The organism is Rhodococcus sp. HNM0563 (assembly GCF_012726195.1).
Classification (GTDB): Bacteria; Actinomycetota; Actinomycetes; order Mycobacteriales; family Mycobacteriaceae; genus Rhodococcus.
The window spans coordinates 243040-259830 of sequence record NZ_JAASAF010000004.1; the positions used below are offsets into that span (position 1 = coordinate 243040).

At 66.3% G+C, this 16791-nt stretch carries 15 protein-coding genes; 10 read left to right on the forward strand and 5 right to left on the reverse strand.

The features are described from left to right. The first annotated feature begins 9 nt into the window (after positions 1–9). From purD to HCA61_RS10990, 3 genes are all read left to right on the forward strand, one after another. Complete coding sequence (purD, locus tag HCA61_RS10980) at positions 10–1263, forward strand: phosphoribosylamine--glycine ligase (RefSeq protein WP_169688219.1); 1254 nt, start codon at positions 10–12, stop codon at positions 1261–1263. Between the two features lie 84 nt (positions 1264–1347). Then, positions 1348–3114, forward strand: a complete 1767-nt coding sequence (locus HCA61_RS10985; RefSeq protein ID WP_240959132.1) for a CocE/NonD family hydrolase — start codon at positions 1348–1350, stop codon at positions 3112–3114. 31 nt (positions 3115–3145) lie between these two features. Then, complete coding sequence (locus tag HCA61_RS10990; RefSeq protein ID WP_169688220.1) at positions 3146–4321, forward strand: pyridoxal phosphate-dependent aminotransferase; 1176 nt, start codon at positions 3146–3148, stop codon at positions 4319–4321. A gap of 9 nt (positions 4322–4330) precedes the next feature. On the opposite strand, the gene HCA61_RS10995 is transcribed toward HCA61_RS10990, so the two are convergent. Then, a complete protein-coding gene (locus tag HCA61_RS10995) occupies positions 4331–5959 on the reverse strand; it encodes a GMC oxidoreductase (protein ID WP_169688221.1) in 1629 nt (542 codons plus the stop codon). A gap of 137 nt (positions 5960–6096) precedes the next feature. Here HCA61_RS10995 and HCA61_RS11000 point away from each other — a divergent pair, with 137 nt between their 5' ends. The 7 genes from HCA61_RS11000 to HCA61_RS11030 all read left to right on the forward strand — a co-directional run bounded on the left by HCA61_RS11000 (position 6097) and on the right by HCA61_RS11030 (position 12751). Further along, positions 6097–6708 (forward strand): TetR family transcriptional regulator, encoded by a 612-nt coding sequence (locus HCA61_RS11000; RefSeq protein ID WP_169688222.1) that lies wholly within the window; start codon positions 6097–6099, stop codon positions 6706–6708. A 31-nt stretch (positions 6709–6739) separates the two neighbouring features. Then, positions 6740–8161 (forward strand): adenylosuccinate lyase, encoded by a 1422-nt coding sequence (gene purB, locus HCA61_RS11005; RefSeq protein WP_169688223.1) that lies wholly within the window; start codon positions 6740–6742, stop codon positions 8159–8161. A 65-nt stretch (positions 8162–8226) separates the two neighbouring features. Beyond that, on the forward strand, positions 8227–8841 hold the full coding sequence (locus HCA61_RS11010) for a TetR/AcrR family transcriptional regulator (protein ID WP_247272696.1): 615 nt from the start codon (positions 8227–8229) through the stop codon (positions 8839–8841). A gap of 24 nt (positions 8842–8865) precedes the next feature. Beyond that, the gene (locus HCA61_RS11015) at positions 8866–9294 is read left to right on the forward strand and encodes an HIT family protein (protein WP_169688224.1); all 429 of its coding nucleotides are present in this window, start codon (positions 8866–8868) and stop codon (positions 9292–9294) included. 4 nt (positions 9295–9298) lie between these two features. Further along, positions 9299–10891, forward strand: a complete 1593-nt coding sequence (locus HCA61_RS11020; protein ID WP_169688225.1) for a lactate permease LctP family transporter — start codon at positions 9299–9301, stop codon at positions 10889–10891. A gap of 43 nt (positions 10892–10934) precedes the next feature. Then, positions 10935–11951: a Dyp-type peroxidase gene (locus tag HCA61_RS11025; protein WP_169688226.1), complete on the forward strand. Its 1017-nt coding sequence runs from the start codon at positions 10935–10937 to the stop codon at positions 11949–11951. Continuing rightward, positions 11948–12751 carry a family 1 encapsulin nanocompartment shell protein gene (locus HCA61_RS11030; protein ID WP_169688227.1) on the forward strand — a complete coding sequence of 268 codons (804 nt, stop codon included), beginning with the start codon at positions 11948–11950 and terminating at the stop codon, positions 12749–12751. Before HCA61_RS11025 ends, HCA61_RS11030 begins: the two co-directional genes overlap by 4 nt. Before the next feature lie 20 nt (positions 12752–12771). Here the strand turns inward: HCA61_RS11030 and HCA61_RS11035 are convergent, their stop codons facing one another. The 4 genes from HCA61_RS11035 to HCA61_RS11050 form a co-directional block, all read right to left on the reverse strand. After that, positions 12772–13251, reverse strand: coding sequence for a MarR family transcriptional regulator (locus tag HCA61_RS11035; protein ID WP_169688228.1), 480 nt, complete (start codon positions 13249–13251; stop codon positions 12772–12774). A gap of 139 nt (positions 13252–13390) precedes the next feature. Then, a complete protein-coding gene (gene aztD / locus HCA61_RS11040) occupies positions 13391–14584 on the reverse strand; it encodes a zinc metallochaperone AztD (RefSeq protein WP_169688229.1) in 1194 nt (397 codons plus the stop codon). Positions 14585–14609: 25 nt separating this feature from the next. Beyond that, complete coding sequence (gene aztC, locus HCA61_RS11045) at positions 14610–15524, reverse strand: zinc ABC transporter substrate-binding protein AztC (RefSeq protein ID WP_346777545.1); 915 nt, start codon at positions 15522–15524, stop codon at positions 14610–14612. Continuing rightward, positions 15521–16768, reverse strand: a complete 1248-nt coding sequence (locus tag HCA61_RS11050) for an ABC transporter (RefSeq protein ID WP_169688230.1) — start codon at positions 16766–16768, stop codon at positions 15521–15523. Before HCA61_RS11050 ends, aztC begins: the two co-directional genes overlap by 4 nt. Positions 16769–16791 lie beyond the last annotated feature (23 nt).

The window sequence follows — 16791 nt, forward strand, 5'->3', positions numbered from 1 at the left end:
CTGTCGTGCGTGCGCGTACTCGTTATCGGCTCCGGTGCCCGTGAACATGCTCTCGCTCTGGCTCTGTCCCGCGACCCGGGTGTGACGGCCGTCCTGGCTGCCCCGGGCAACGCCGGCATCGCCAAGGTGGCCGAGCAGTACGCGGTCGATGCCTCGTCCGCCGATCAGGTCGTCGCGCTCGCAAAGGACAAGCAGGTCGACCTCGTCGTGATCGGACCCGAGGTCCCGCTCGTCCTGGGTGTCGCCGAGGCCGTGCGCGAGGCAGGCATCCCCTGCTTCGGCCCGTCCGCCGACGCTGCTCGTATCGAGGGGTCGAAAGCTTTCGCGAAGGACGTCATGGCCGCAGCAGGCGTGCGTACCGCACGCAGTGAGGTCGTCGATTCGCCCGCGATCATCGACGAGGCCCTCGACCGGTTCGGCCCGACCTGGGTCGTCAAGGACGACGGACTTGCCGCGGGCAAGGGTGTGGTGGTGACCACCGACCGAGACGCCGCCCGTGATCACGCGGCGGAGATCATCGAGAACGGACACCCCGTGCTGCTCGAGTCGTTCCTCGACGGACCCGAGGTGTCCCTGTTCTGCCTCGTCGACGGCGAGACCGTGGTGCCGTTGCTGCCCGCGCAGGATCACAAGCGGGTCGGCGACGGTGACGTCGGCCCCAACACCGGTGGCATGGGTGCGTACACGCCGCTTCCGTGGCTGCCCGAAGGTGCTGTCACTCGGATCGTCGACGAAGTCGTGAAGCCGGTTGCTGCCGAACTCGTGCGCCGGGGTTGTGGCTTCTCCGGCCTGCTCTATGCGGGTCTGGCCATGGGGCAGGAGGGTCCCGCGGTCGTCGAGTTCAACTGCCGTTTCGGTGATCCGGAGACGCAGGCTGTGCTCGCGCTACTCGAGTCCCCGCTCGGCGAGGTGCTCGGTGCGGTGGCGAACCGCACGCTCGCGCAGTTGCCGCCGCTGCAATGGCGCGACGGTGCTGCGGTGACGGTCGTGCTGGCTGCGGAGCACTACCCGGCGACCCCGCGCACCGGCGACGTCATCGGTGGTGCAGACAGCGACAAGGTCCTTCACGCCGGCACGAAGCGCGGCGACGACGGAGCGCTCCTGTCGGCGGGCGGTCGGGTGCTGAGCGTCGTGGGGGTCGGCGACGATCTCGCGGCTGCGCGTGCGGACGCTTACGCGACCTTGGATGACATCAAGCTCGCAGGCGGCCATTTCCGCACGGATATCGGTCTTGCCGCGGTCGAGGGACGCATCGCGCTCTGACTTGCTCCCGTGCGGGAAGAACTTGCGCATACTGATTGAATGTTTCACACTCGGTGCATCTTCTGAAGAGGCCAGAGGTGACAAATGGGTTCGTGGAAGCGTAGATCGACGCAGGATCCGACTCCGCTCGCGCATCATTGCGTCAGGCTCTACTCGCTGCCGGGCGACATCATTGTCGAGCGTGGTGTCCCGATCCGAATGGCCGACGGCACCATATTGCGGGCGAACGTCTTCCGGCCGGAGGGATCCGAACAGCACCCGGTCCTCGTCTGTGTGACGCCGTACGGCAAGGACGCCTGTGTCGACGACTATCCGGTGAGTTTCGGTGAACTCGCGCAGGGCGGCAACTTCGTCGGAGAACTCGAACTGAGTGATCACACGGCGTTCGAAGCCCCCGACCCCGGTTACTGGGTGCCGCGCGGATACGCCGTTGTCGTCGCCGACCTGCGCGGCTGTTTCGCCAGCGAGGGCCGCCCGCGGCTGTTGCTCGGCCGGATCGCGGCAGACGCCGCCGATGTCGTCGAATGGGCAGCCGAACAACCGTGGAGCACCGGCAAGGTGGGAATGGCCGGGGTGTCGCATCTGGCGACCCTGCAGTGGTACACCGCGGCGCAGCATCCGCCGCATCTCGCCGCTTTCTCCCCGTGGGAGGGCATCACCGATCCCTTCCGCGACACGCTCAGCCACGGCGGAATCCCGGAAACACATTTCAGCAGTTTCTGGTGGCGCGCGACGCAGCGCGGCAGCCGCTCGCCGTCGACGTCGATCCGGAGGATCTCTCCGTGGCTGTGGCGACGATTCCCCGACCGCTGCAGGCACGTCGTGGGCCCACCGCCCTTCGCCGACATCACCGTGCCCGCTCTGGTGGGAGCGTCGTGGTCCGATCAGGGGCCTCGCACGCGTGGCTCCATCACCGGTTTCTCACAGCTGGGATCGCCCGACAAGTGGCTGTACACGCACGGCCGCAAGACCTGGCAGACGTTCTACGGGGTCGAGGCGCTGGACGTACAACGCCGGTTCTTCGACCATTTCCTCAAGGGCGAGGACAACGGATTCGACGAGACCCCGCGTGTTCGCCTCGAAACCCGACACGACCTGCGCACCTACTCCGAACGGCATGAATCCCGGTGGCCGATTCCGGACACCCGCTACGTTCCACTCCATCTCGATCACGCCAGCGGTGGTCTGCATTCGGAGCGGCCCGCAGAGGAGGCCAGTGCCCGGATGTTCCCCGTCGCAGGCGACGAACTGGTCTTCACCACAACCTTCGACGAGGACACCGAGGTCACGGGCCACGCCGCTCTGCGGCTGTGGGTCGAGGCCAAGGACGCCAAGGACATGGACCTGTTCGTCGCGCTGAAGAAGATCGATCCGTCGGGCAACGAGGTCCGTTTCGAAGGCCACGACGGGTTCGAAGAGGCGGTCGTCGCGCACGGATGGATCCGGGTCTCGCGGCGCGCACTCGATCCGGAGGCGTCGACCGCATACCGACCGGTGATCGACCCTGCCGAGTACTGGCCGCTGTCGGCAGGACAGATCGTGCCCGTCGACATCGAGATCATGCCGCACAGCACCTTCTTCGAAGCGGGGTCCTCGCTCGCGTTGGTCATCACGGGCCACGACTTCGACACGCTTCCCGACATCCGGCACAACGACACGATCAACCAGGGTTTCCATATCGTGCATGCGGGCGGGCGATTCGATTCGCACCTGCTGCTGCCCGTGGTACCCGCTGCGGTCTCCGCCGCCGACGACGCAGGCAGTGCTGCGGTGTTCGGCGCCCCGGCTTCACTTCACGATGTCCCCATCGCGTGGGATGCCGTGCTCGGCCGCCAGCACATCCGGCTCTGAGCGCCGGGAGCGGAGGACTACCGTCGTGGTCGTGCGCATTGAATCCCGACGCTCCCGAATCGAGACGTTCCACGTCATGGATGTGTGGAAGGCCGCCGCCGAACGGCAGCGCACCCACGGTGACGTGCTGAGCCTGGCTGCAGGGCAGCCGTCGACACCGGCGCCCGTGCCGGTGCTGCGGGCCACCCGCCACGCCGTCGACACGGAACTGCTCGGCTACACCGAGACCTTCGGGATCCTTCCGCTGCGCGAAGTGATCGCCGGGTACCACCGCGAGCGGTACGGACTCGATGTCGATGCCGACGACGTCGTGGTCACCACGGGGTCATCGGGTGCCTTCACCCTGCTGTTCCTCGCCGCGTTCGACCCCGGCGACACCGTGGTCGTCGCGCGGCCCGGATACCCCGCCTACCGCAACACCCTCGCCGCGCTCGGCTGCAACGTGGTCGAACTCGATTGCGGTCCCGACACCCGTTACCAGCCCACCGTTGCCATGCTCGAGGCACTCGACACCCCGCCTGCGGGACTGGTGGTCGCGAGTCCGGCCAACCCGACCGGCACCATGATCGAACCCGACGAACTCGCCGCACTGGCCCGGTGGTGCGACGATCACGGCGCGTTGCTGATCTCCGACGAGATCTACCACGGCATCGAATTCGACACCCCGGGCTCGCCCGACACTTCGACGTCCTGGGCGACGTCGCGAGAGTCGGTCGTCGTCGGGTCGGTGTCGAAGTACTTCTCGATGACGGGCTGGCGACTCGGGTGGATGCTCGTTCCGGAATCGCTGCGGCCGGCCTTGCAGCGCCTGGCGTCGAACATGACGGTCTGCCCGCCGTCGATCGCACAATTCGCGGCGATCGAGGCGTTCAGCGCCGAAGCGCGTGCCGAACTCGACGGGCACGTCGCCCGCTACGCGGCCAACCGGGAACTGCTGTTGTCCGGCCTACCGGATCTCGGCATCACGAAGCTGGCACCTGCCGACGGCGCGTTCTACGTATACGCCGACATCGCCCATCTGCTCGGCGACGAGACGTCGACCGCGTGGTGTTCCCGGCTGCTGCACGACACGGGTCTGGCGCTTGCGCCCGGCATCGATTTCGACACCGTCCGAGGCGACGAGACAGTGCGACTGTCGTTCGCCGGATCGAGCGCGGACGTGTCGGCGGCGCTGGACCGGCTCGCCGGCTGGCTGCCGGTGTCCTGAACGGCGCTGTTACCTGCCCGACGCGATGATCTGCGCGATGTTGCGTTCGGCGAGCGCGGCGATCGTCAGTGACGGATTGACCGTGCCGGTGCTCCCGGGGATCAGGGCACCGTCGACGACGTACAGGCCGGGGTGCCCGTGCACCCGGCCGTAGTCGTCCGTCGCGTCGCCCATCACCACACCGCCGAGCGGATGCGCCGTGAACGACGCGTTGACGTCCGCCGCCATCGGCTCGGCGCCGGGTACGGTGCCGCCGGCCGCAGCCATCCTGTTGTGCACGGCCCGGAGTGCGTCGACGCTCGCGCGTTCGCCGCCCGAAGGCCAATTCACCACACCCCGATCGGCGTTCGGGTCGTAGACGACCTCGCCGCGTGTCGGGTCCAGCGTCATGCCGAGGGAGGCGAGCATGCCCACATCCTTCGCGGTGCCCGCGACGAACCAGTTCTCGAGGCTCAACGGCAGACCCGATTCGTCGACCACGCGGGAGGCCGAAGGCGCGCCCTGATCGCCGCCGAATGCGTCGGTCACGGCGATCGAGCGCACGAGCACCGCGTCACCGTTGGTGCCCCAGCCGCGGCCGACGTGCTCGTCGAGGTTTGCGAGCGATCCGGTGTGACGTGCCTTGACGAGCAGTTCCGTGGTGCCGACCGAGCCTGCACCCAGCACCAGCTTGTCGCACGTCAACGTCGAGGTACTCAGGACGGCACCGGTGGGATCGACGGCCTGCACCTCCACCACATAGCGGCCATCGGGTTCCTGGCCGACCGACAGCACCCGGTGGGCGTGGCACACCTGCGCGCGACCGGTTGCTTCCGCCGCTGGAATGTAGTTCTGGGTGAGGTCGAACTTCGCGCCGTTGGAGTTGCCGAGGTTCGATTCGCCCGCCACCGCCGACCGGCGCACCGACCCGGCGAGTTCGGCACGGACGATGTCCCAGTCCCAGATGCCGTCGATACGGTGCGGTGTGTAGCCGGCCTTGATGGCGTCGTCGTCCCAGCGTCGCGAGTGCGTGAATTCGCGGGCGTTGTAGATGTCGTCGGGCATCGGATCGAGCCGCAACATCGCCCGCACCTTCGGGTACCACGTCGAGGTCATCTCGTCGTAGCTCAGTCGGTTGCCGAAAACATGCTCGAAGAAGTGCCGTTCGGGGGCGATCATCACCCCGGTGAACACGATCGAGCCGCCACCGACCGCTGCCCCGCGCCACACCGACATGTTCGGGTAGTCGGTCACGTCGAGCACACCCGCGAAGTCGTCGCACACGACGGGAATTCCGGTGGGGCCGGTGAATGAGGTTCGGTGGTAGTAGCCGCGCCCGTCGGCGAGCAGATCTGTCGTGAAGATCTCCCGCTGCGGGTCACGGGGCCAGCGCATGCCGCGTTCGAGCACGGTCACCTGCGATCCGGATTCCGCGAGCCGCAGCGCGGCGACGCTCGCCCCGAATCCGGAACCCACCACGATCACGTCGGAATGCGCCGGTGGGGTGGGGGGAGGGGTGAACAGTTCGGGGACGAGGCGACGGTATTCGTCGATGCCGAGGGGCAGTGCCGAGGCGACCGGAAGCCCGGGGCCCCCGACACCCACGGACGCCACGGCTGCGCCGAATGCTGATGCCTGTAGGAACCGACGACGTTTCATTTCCGACTTCGCTCCGATCGTGTCGATACGACCAGGGGCACGACAGCCGAGCCCCCATGCCGGCGGAGCCGATCGTACCGGTCGGTCTCTGGCCCGTTCGCCCCTGGTAGAGGTGGTTGGGCTGTCACGATGACTAGGTGTCGATTGCTGCGACCCCGAAGGGCGAGCGGCGCCGCCAGGCGCTGGTCGAGGCTGCAGCCGACCTCGTACTCGAAGGCGGTATTGACGCGGTCCGGCATCGGTCCGTCGCGAACCGCGCCGGCCTCCCGCTGGCGTCCACGACCTACTACTTCGATTCGCTCGACGACCTCATATCGTGCGCCGTGCACTTCAACAGCGCGCGTGAACTCGACGAGATGGGCGAGTGGGTGCGTGAGGTTCCGCAATCGTCGCGCGCCGTCGACTCCACCGCCGATCTGATCGTCGACCTGCTCATCGGCCCGCGCGCGATCGGTCAGGCAGACCGGGAACGCCTCATCTCGAGGTACGAACGCTATGTCGCGACCGCACGGCATCCCGAGTTGCGCGACGTGCAGCTGGAGATGCGCGAGCAGCTCGACGAACTGCTCACCGAACTGCTCCACCGCTGCGGCCGCGACGTGCACACGGATCAGTTGCGCCGGCTCGTCGCGGTGGTGGACGGCGCGGTGCTCGGTGGTCTCGGAGAACTCGACCCCGATCCGAGAGCGCTGGCGCGGGGGATCTTGATCGACGTCGTGGACACCGTCGCACCACCGGCCGATGGGTGATCACGGGCACGGGTCCGTAAACTGTTGCTCCGTGAGCAACATCCCGAACGTCCTCGCCACCCGGTACGCCAGCCCCGAAATGCGGCAGTTGTGGTCGCCCGAGCAGAAGATCGTGCTCGAGCGTCAGCTGTGGCTCGCAGTGCTGCGTGCCCAGGCCGAGCTCGGGATCGATGTTCCTGCGGAGGCGGTCGCCGATTACGAGCGTGTTCTCGATCAGGTGGACCTCGACTCCATCGCCGCGCGCGAACGGGTCACTCGCCACGACGTGAAGGCCCGCATCGAGGAGTTCAACGCCCTCGCCGGCCACGAGCACGTGCACAAGGGAATGACCAGCCGCGACCTGACGGAGAACGTCGAGCAGCTGCAGATCCTGCGGTCGCTCGAGCACGTGCACGCACACGGTGTCGCGGTCGCCGCCCGTCTCGCAGAGCGCGCCGCCGAGTACTCGACGCTCGTGATGGCCGGACGCTCGCACAACGTCGCGGCGCAGGCCACGACTCTGGGCAAGCGGTTCGCGTCGGCGGCCGATGAACTCCTCATCGCGCTGCAGCGCGTACGTGAACTGATCGATCGGTACCCGCTGCGCGGTATCAAGGGGCCGATGGGAACGGCCCAGGACATGCTCGATCTGCTCGGTGGCGACGCAGGCAAGCTCGAACAGCTCGAAGCGAAGGTCGCGGAGCATCTCGGCTTCTCACATGTGCTGACGAGCGTCGGCCAGGTGTACCCGCGTTCGCTCGACCACGATGTGCTCTCCGCGCTCGTGCAGGTCGGTGCGGGGCCGTCGTCCTTTGCGCACACCGTCCGTCTCATGGCCGGACACGAACTGGTCACCGAGGGATTCCAGCCCGGGCAGGTCGGCTCCTCGGCCATGCCGCACAAGATGAACACCCGGTCGTGCGAACGAGTCAACGGGCTGCAGGTCGTCTTGCGTGGTTACGCCTCGATGGCGGCAGAGCTGGCCGGTGCCCAGTGGAACGAAGGTGACGTGTTCTGCTCGGTTGTGCGCCGAGTTGCGCTGCCGGATGCGTTCTTCGCGATCGACGGGCAGATGGAGACCTTCCTGACGGTGCTCGCCGAGTTCGGTGCATACCCGGCGGTCATCGAGAAGGAACTCGTCCGGTACCTGCCGTTCCTTGCGACCACCAAGGTACTCATGGCTGCGGTGCGTGCAGGTGTGGGTCGAGAGACCGCGCACGAGGCCATCAAGGAGCACGCTGTTGCCGTGGCGCTGGCAATGCGTGAGCAGGGCCGCGAACCCGATCTGCTCGATCGACTCGCAGCCGACGAGCGGCTTCCGCTCGACCGCGCGGGACTCGATGAGGCGCTCGCCGACCGGTCGGTGTTCGTCGGCGCAGCCGAGGCGCAGACCGCGCGGGTGGTCGGTGCCGTGGAGGATTTGGTAACGCAGTACCCGGAGGCGGCGACGTATTCGCCGGCTCCGATCCTGTAGACACAGGAGACGGCTACCAGGGGAGAGTTCGATGGGGGTAGCTGCACACAACAGGGGAGACGACAGTGTCGGAGAAGGTGGGAACCAACGGTCGGATCAGAGACGCAGTGCGCACACGCACGGCGCTCCTCGATGCCGCGCTGGAGGTGTTCCTCAGGGACGGTTACGCCGAAGCGGCGACCGAGGAGATCGTGGCCGTCGCGGGCGTGACCAGAGGGGCGCTCTATCACCACTTCGCGAACAAGCGTGAGCTGTTCCGGGGTGTGATCGAGCGCCTTCAGAAGGAGGCCGAGGAAACCCTCGTGCCGAACGAGCCGTACGACGATCGGTGGGAGGCGTTCACCGCAGCCGTGCTCGCGTCTCTCGACGCGGTCTACGACCAGGCGACCCGCCGTCTGCTGCTGATCGAGGCGCCGGCTGTCCTCGGGTGGGCCGAGGTACGAGAGACCCACCGCAATTCGTCGTTGCGCAGCATCGAACGGATGCTGGAATCGCTCCACCCGGAGGACCCGGAGAAGTCGATTCGCGAATCGGTGCTTGCTCACCTGATCGTCGCTGCCGTCGAGGAAGCAATGCTCTACCTCGCGCACAGTGACGAGCCGCAGCGCGACCGCGCTGTGGTGGAAGCGGAATTGCTGAGGGTGCTCAGCGCAGCCCGACAGCCGGCCGTGGGTTCGTAACCACCGAGTGAGATCCTTACCTACGTGAACGACTGCATCTTCTGCGCGATCGTGGCCGGAGCCGCACCCGCGAGCGTGGTCCTCGACGAACCCGACGTACTCGCGTTCATGGACATCCGGCCCTTCACACCGGGTCACCTGCTGGTGGTACCGAAGCGTCACGCATCCGGTCTGAAGCAACTCGATCCGGCCGACGGGGCGGCGGTGTTCGCCGCGGGGCAGCGCATCGCCACAGCCCTCCGGGCGAGTTCCCTCCCGATCGACGGCGTGAACCTCTTCCTGGCCGACGGCGTAGCCGCGGGCCAGGAGGTGTTCCACGTGCACTTGCACGTCGTGCCGCGCACCGGAGGCGACGGTTTCGGGATCCGCGCCCGGTCACAGTCACCGAACCGGACAGTGCTCGACGGCACCGCCGATGCGATCAGGTCCGCCCTGGCCGTGCCCGGAGAGTGACCCCGTGACGTACGTGCAACCGATCGCGCCGATCGGCGAGTCGATCGCGTGGTCGGCCCTGGTCGCGGTTCTTCCGCTGCTGACGATGCTCGTGATGCTGGCGGTGTTCCGCGTCAAGTCCTATCTCGCTGCGGCGGTCGCGGTCGTCGTGGCCGTTGCGGTCGCTGCGATCGTCTACGGGATGCCGCTGATCTCCGCGGTCAGTTCCGGCCTCGAGGGCGCCGCGTTCGGCGTGTTCCCGATCATGTGGACCGTCGTCAGCGCTGTGTTCGTCTACCGGCTGACTGTCGAGACCGGTCATTTCGACGTGCTGACCCGGGCATTCGCGCGAATCTCCCCGGACCATCGCATCCTGACGATCGTGATCGCGTTCCTGTTCGGGGCGCTCCTCGAAGCCGTCGCCGGTTTCGGAACGCCGATCGTCGTCGCCACCGTCGTGCTCATCGGAGCGGGGCTCGAACCGGTCCGGGCGGCGGCTGCAGCATTGATCGCGAACGCTGTGGGGACACCTCTCGGCGTCATGGGCACCCCGATCCTCACCATGTCGAAGGTGTCGGAGATTCCGATCGAGGAGATCGGTCCCGTCGTGGCGACCCAGGTCTGCTTGATGGCAGCGATCGTTCCCCTGGTGCTCGTCGCAGTCGTCGGGGGCGCCGCCGGGGTCCGGCAGACGTGGCCGGCGGCGATTGCGGTCGGTGTCGCATTCGCGTCCGCACAGTTCCTGTGCGCGACCTACTTCGTGGTCGGACTGAGCAACATCGCGGGGGCTGCCGCAGGGCTGGTGGCGTTGCTTGTCGTGTTGCGATTCTGGTCGCCCACCGGGCAGGCGTCGGCCGCGCCGCAGCACGAACCCGACAGCACGCGCCGCGTGATCGAAGCCTTCGCGCCGTACGCCCTGATCGTCGTCGTGTTCCTGATCAGCCGCATCGAGCCGGTCGCATCGGTGCTGTCGCGCGCGACATTCTCGTTCACGTGGCCGGGTCTCGACGTGCAGACTGCGGCGGGTGGAGTGCCCGCCGCCGAGATGTTCACGCTGAACCTGCTGACCGCACCGGGCACGATCGTGTTCGTCGCGGCGTTGTTGTCGATCGCGTTGCTGCGTGTCGAGGCCGGGGACGCCCTGCGCTGTTTCGTTGCCGCTGTGGTGCAGTTGCGGTGGTCGTTCGCGACGGTGACCTCCGTCGTCGCGTTGGCATACGTGATGAACCTGTCGGGACAGACAGCGACGATCGGTCAGTTCCTCGCCGGTGCGGGGGCGGCATTCGCACTGCTGTCGCCGGTTCTCGGGTGGCTCGGTGTCGTCGTGACGGGTTCCAACACCGCGTCCAATGCGATGTTCGGAAGCCTGCAGGTGTCGGCGGCGCAGCAGGCCGGACTGGACCCGACCGTTCTCGTGGCGGGAAACATGACCGGTGGAACGGCCGGAACCCCGATCGCGCTGCAGAACCTTGCGCTGGTCTCGTCGGTGGAGGGCCTGGCAGGCAGGGACGGGGTGCTCCTGCGCCGGCTGCTTCCCGTGAGCCTCGCTGCGCTGGTCGTGTATTCGGTGGTGGTCTGGTTGCAGACCACCTCGGTGCTGTCCGCGATGGTGAGCTAGCGTCGTTGCACCGTTCGGTCCGGACTTCCACTACGGTGATCTTGTGCCAGTACCGCAGCCGATCATCACGCCCCTGACCGAGGCGGCGATCTTCCTTGTCGTCACGGTGGACGAGGGAGGTGAGCCGGTCGTCCGGGATCTGCTCGGCGATCTTGCAGGTCTGCGTCGATCCGTCGGTTTCCGGATCCCCGAGGGCGGGCTCTCTGTTGTTACCGGAATCGGGTCGAAGTTGTGGGACCGGTTGTTCTCCGGTTCCCGTCCCGCCGAACTGCACGAGTTCGTCCCGTTGAACGGCGAGACACACCACGCTCCGGCGACGCCGGGAGACCTCCTGTTCCATCTCCGGGCATCGACGATGGACCTGTGTTTCGAGCTCGCGGGGAAGATCAACGATCGGCTCCGCGGGGTTGCCACCGTGGTCGACGAAACCCACGGGTTTCGTTACTTCGACCGCCGCGACCTCCTGGGGTTCGTCGACGGCACCGAAAACCCCGAGGACGACGAGGCGGTCGGTGCCGCACTGGTCGCGGACGACCCCGGTTTCGCCGGCGGCAGCTATGTCATCGTGCAGAAGTATCTGCACGATCTCGCGGCCTGGAATGCGTTGCCGGTCGAAGAGCAAGAACGCGTGATCGGACGCACCAAGCTCGACGACATGGAACTCGACGACGACGTCAAACCGGCGAACTCACACGTCGCGCTCAATACGATCGTCGACGACAACGGCGACGAACGCCAGATCCTCCGGGCGAACATGCCCTTCGGGAACTTCGGAGCCGACGAATTCGGCACGTACTTCATCGGATATTCCGGCACTCCCGATGTGACCGAACGAATGCTGCGCAACATGTTCCTCGGCGATCCGCCCGGAAACCACGACCGGATACTGGATTTCTCCACGGCCGTCACCGGCACGCTCTTCTTCTGCCCGGCCGGGGAGTTCCTCGACGACCTACCTCCGGCACCGTCGGAAAGAGCGGTCGTACCCGAACCGAACACACCGACCGCCGGAGACGGATCCCTCGGAATCGGCCCTCTCAGAAGGAGTTCAACGCTGTGAACAATCTCTATCGAGAACTTGCCCCCATCACGGACGCCGCGTGGGCCGAGATCGAGGAGGAAGCGTCCCGCACGTTCAAGCGGCATGTGGCGGGTCGTACTGTCGTCGACTTCTCCGGCCCGCACGGCACCGATTTCGCGGCGGTCGGTCTCGGCCGCACCCGCGAGATCGACGCTCCCGCCGACGGCGTCCGTGCACGACAGCACCGGGTGGCGCCCATCGTCGAACTGCGGGTGCCGTTCACGCTCTCGCGCGAAGAGCTCGACAACGTCGAGCGTGGCGCTCACGATGTCGACCTCGACGCGGTGAAGGAGGCTGCCAAGAAGATCGCGTTCGCGGAGGACCGCGCGATTTTCGAGGGCTACGCTGCTGCGGGAATCGAAGGCATTCGTGCCGCGTCGACGAATGCGCCGTTGCATCTGCCCGACGATCCGCGCGACATCCCGGAGACCATCAGCCTCGCACTGTCGGAGCTGCGCCTGGCCGGTGTCGGTGGCCCGTACTCGGTGTTGCTGAGTGCGGATGCGTTCACGAAGGTCAGCGAGACGTCCGACCACGGCTACCCGATCCGTGAGCAGATCCGTCGCCTGATCGACGGCGACCTCATCTGGGCGCCGGCGATCGACGGGGCATTCGTGGTGACGACCCGTGGCGGCGACTACGACCTGCAGGTCGGGCAGGATCTGTCGATCGGGTATCTGTCGCATGATGCCGACAGAGTGCAGTTGTACTTCCAGGAGACCCTGACGTTCCTCGTGTACACGGGCGAGGCCTCGGTCGCGCTGCTCTCGCAACCCTGACCTGGCAGCCCTGACCTCGCCTAGCGCTGACCCTGCTGCTTCTGGGCGGCGGTGTTGACGCGGGCGAGGACTCGGTGCAGTTCCTCGAGTTCGGATATCTCCACGCCGAGCGCGTCCACGACCTGATTCGGGACGGATTCGGCGGCGATCCGCAGATCGCGGCCGGCCTCGGTCAGGGCGACGACCAGGCGCCGCTCGTCGACCGAGCTACGGGTGCGGGTGATCAGATCGAGCGACTCGAGTCGCTTGAGCAGCGGCGACAGTGTGGGGGAGTCGAGTTGCAGGAGCGCGCCGATGTCCTTGACAGCGAGCGGTGCCTGCTCCCACAACGCCAGCATGACGAGGTACTGCGGGTGCGTCAGTCCGAGCGGCTCGAGAATCGGCCGATACACCGCAAGCACCGCACGGTTCGCCACCGACAGGGCGAAACACACCTGACGCTCGAGGGCGAGGGGGTCGTCGTCGGGTGAGATATGCGAAGCGGGGATATCGACGCTCATGAGATCACCGTACCGAATCGGTCGTGCGTCAATGGATCGTGGGCGATTTGGTTCATCCGGCACTGACATCACGTCCCGGCAACGACGACACACCCGGCTGTGATGCACGCTCGCGCACACCACAGCCGGGTCGATCACGCTACGCGACAGCGAGCTCGTTCGGCTGATCCGGGAGCTCGGTGGATTTCACGATCACACCGGTGGTGAGGTCGACGGCGTGAATCGTGTTGCTCGCAGGTTCGGTGACATATCCGATATCGCCGTCGACCACGATGGCCGGGTGCGGGTTCTGCCACTCGTCCGGCCCTTCCCACGGTGCGATCACGGGATACCGGCCGCTCATCTCACCGGTGGCGGGGTCCATGACATGGATGGACCCGTCGGTTGCGAGAACGTAGGCCTGGTCGTTCGGTCCGCGAGCGATGCCGCGCCAGGTGTATTCGATACCGTCGGGCAGCTCGATCGCTTCGTACGTGTGCGCGTCGGTGTCGATCAAGGCCACCATGTTCAACAGGTAGCCCTCGGCGTCGGGGTCATTCTTGTAGTCGCCGACGATGAGCGGGCTCGTTTCCGACACGTAGGCGTTGCCCATCCGCCCGTATTCGTCTGGAGCGGTGAATTTCTCGAACGCACCGTCGTGGTAGAGCAGCGCCCCGTCCTCGCAACCGAAGACCACAGCCTCATCGGCTGCTGTTCCTTCCCCGTGGACGCCCGGGCACTCTTCGTTTCGCGCCACCTCGTTCGAATCCGTGTCGAGTGCCCGCGCCCCGGTGCGGCCATCGGCGTTGCCGATGGTCGTGAGTAGCGTGCCGTCCTCGAGGACGACCGACACCCCGTGGTGGGCTTCATCGCCGGGAACCATCCGGGTCGACGGTAATTCGTCATTGTTCGTCAGCAGCGCATCGGTGTCGAACACGACGGTGTTGCCGGTGCCGTCGTCGTAGAGGACGGTCTTGCCATGGTGGCGGACGACGTGCGCCGGAGTCTCGGCCTCGAAGACGAGATCGGTCAGTTCCGGCGTGGCGGTGTCGAGTACCTGGAAGCCACCGGTGGTCGTCACGAGAAGATGGCGGCCGTCGCCGACCGCGTTGAGCCGGGTGAACTCTTCGGATTCGAACTCGCCGCGAACTTCGAGGGAGTCCCCATCGAGTACTACGAGCCCGTTCTCGATCGCGACCGCGATGCCTCCTTCGGCCGAGGCATCGGCGGAGGGCGACACCGTGGTCGGGTCGGTGACCGTCTGCTCATCCGATCCGCTACACGCGGTGGCCAGCAATGCGGCGCCGATTACGGCCGCAACTGCTCCTTTTCCGGGCACATGTCGTAGTCTCATCGTTCTTCCTTTCGGTATGCGGTGATCAGGGAGAGAGCCCGGCGGTGATGCGCTCGGTGTTGGCGCGCATCATCTCCAGGTAGCTTTCGGCGCCTTGTCCGGGTGCTGTGAGCGACTCGGTGAACAGTTCGATCACGTCCACGTCGACACCGGCTTCGTCGGCAAGGACCTGGACCAGGCGGTCGGGTTGTGACGATTCGGCGAAGATCGCCGGAACGCCGGATTCGGCGATGGCGGAGGAAAGTTCGCGCAGGTCACTTGCGCTGGGTGACGCAAGTGTCGTACCTCCGGGGATGATCGCGCCCACGATACGGAAGTCGAATCGTTCAGCAAGGTAACCGAAAACGTGATGATTGGTCACCAGGCTGCGCCGGTCCGCAGGGACGGAATCGAACGCCGCGGTCATCTCCTTCTCGAGTTCTGCGAGTTCCACGCGGTAACGTGCGGCGTTCTCGTCGATCGCCCTCTTGTCGATACCGTCGATCGACACCAGCGCGTCTGCCAGTGCGTCCACAACGTCGCGCATGCGTGTGGGATCGGTCCAGAAGTGAGGATCGGGTGTACCTTCGTTCTCCTCGGAGTACGCGAGAACGTCGATGGTGTTGCCTGCGACGAACGTGTCGACGCCCGCATCGGCAGCGCGATCGAGGTGCTGCTGCAGCCCTTCTTCGAGACCGAGCCCATTCGAAACCACCAGATCGGCTCGACTCAGAAGGCTTGCTTCCTGCGCTGAGATCTCGAAGGAGTGTGGGTCGGCATCGGGTTTCATGAGCGTGGTGACCTCAGCGGCATCACCCACCACGTTCTCGACGACGTCCCCGAGTATGTTGGTGGTCACGACCACCGTCGGCCGGTCCTCGTCCTCGCTCGTGCTTCCGCAGCCTGCGAGAGCGAGCATCCCTGCCAACGCCGCACCGACCAGAATGGTTCGGCGCATCATCGCCCCGTCTCCGCGAAGAAGGTTGGTGTGGTCGGTGTTTCGAGGGTGCGGGCCAGCCGTGCATTGTCGGCATAGGCGATCTCGTAGACGACGCCTTCCGCCGGCGCATTGAGATAGGCACGCTGCCGGTCGACGGTCAGTTCGACGCTGTCGAGCAGTGCGGGATCTGCGACGGTCCGAGTCAACAGTGGCTCGGTAACCGCGACTTCATCGCCCGAACTGCCGTCGTACACCCTGATGCGGCCACTTCGATCGAGGGCGACGACATGCTCGTCCGCGTCATCTGCGGCCGACACCTGTAGGAGTGGCTCGATGGTCGGGATCAGCTGCCAGGTGCGGGCGCGGGTGTCCAGTAGCCAGATGCCCTCGTCGCCGGCCAGTGCGGCGACGCTCGGGCGCCCTTTGCGATTGTCGAATTCCACCGCGGGCGTGTGGGTCCCTTCCGGGTAGGGGAGGTGCTCGAAGGTCACGTCGCCGTCTTCCGCGGTCGCGAGCAGAGCGCCGGTGGCGCACCCGATCACGACGCCGATCCGGGTGGTGATGGTGCCCTGCGGGTCGAGGCATTCGACGCTCGACCCGTCTGCGAGGGTTCCGTCGGCGTGATGGAAACGCACTTCCGGCGCCTGTCCTCGATCTCCTGCGTGGGTGACCAGGGCCCCGCCCCCCAGGGGGACGGCGAGTCCTGGATGTGGCCCGGCGTCGATCCGGAACAGTTCGCGTATCTCCCCTTGCGAGAGAGCCTCATTGTCCAACAGCACCGCGTCGCCGGTGAGAGGGAAGAAGAGTCCGGTACCACCGGTGGTCGAGGTGTTCGATGTCGAAACTGTCGCTGTGCCTTCACCGGTGACGTTCCCGAGCAACTTCGGTGCCGATCGGTAGTAGTGGAAGTGGTCTTCGTGGTCCCAGGTCCACACACCGCTGTCGACGATGTCGACTCCTTGTGGCGTCGTCGCAAACAGGTATCGTCCGTCGGATGCGACCGCGGACGGTGCGGAGATGGTGCCCAGCTCCGTGGTGGTGTCGTCGAGAAGATCGAGCATGCCGACTGCGCCCGCGGCGTCGATGCTCACCAGGTGCAGTGGCGGCTCGGCAACCTCCTCCGCTCCTGCAATCGCGCCGTGGCCGTCACCGGTGGATCGATCGGCCTCTATCGGAGGGGGCGAATCGGCGGATCGAACTGCGCAGGACGACAGTGCGATAGTTGCGGTCGCGGCAAGTGCGGTCAGAATCCCGCGTCGTAACATTGTCTGCTTTCTGATCGAGAATT

What these genes read in the sequence shown, in the direction of transcription:
- HCA61_RS11035 (WP_169688228.1), bottom strand. Translation starts at nt 13,251, where the DNA reads ATGAGCGTCGATATCCCCGCTTCGCATATCTCACCCGACGACGACCCC.
- aztC (WP_346777545.1), bottom strand. Translation starts at nt 15,524, where the DNA reads ATGATGCGCCGAACCATTCTGGTCGGTGCGGCGTTGGCAGGGATGCTC.
- HCA61_RS10985 (WP_240959132.1), top strand. Translation starts at nt 1,348, where the DNA reads ATGGGTTCGTGGAAGCGTAGATCGACGCAGGATCCGACTCCGCTCGCG.
- aztD (WP_169688229.1), bottom strand. Translation starts at nt 14,584, where the DNA reads ATGAGACTACGACATGTGCCCGGAAAAGGAGCAGTTGCGGCCGTAATC.
- HCA61_RS10995 (WP_169688221.1), bottom strand. Translation starts at nt 5,959, where the DNA reads ATGAAACGTCGTCGGTTCCTACAGGCATCAGCATTCGGCGCAGCCGTG.
- HCA61_RS11050 (WP_169688230.1), bottom strand. Translation starts at nt 16,768, where the DNA reads ATGTTACGACGCGGGATTCTGACCGCACTTGCCGCGACCGCAACTATC.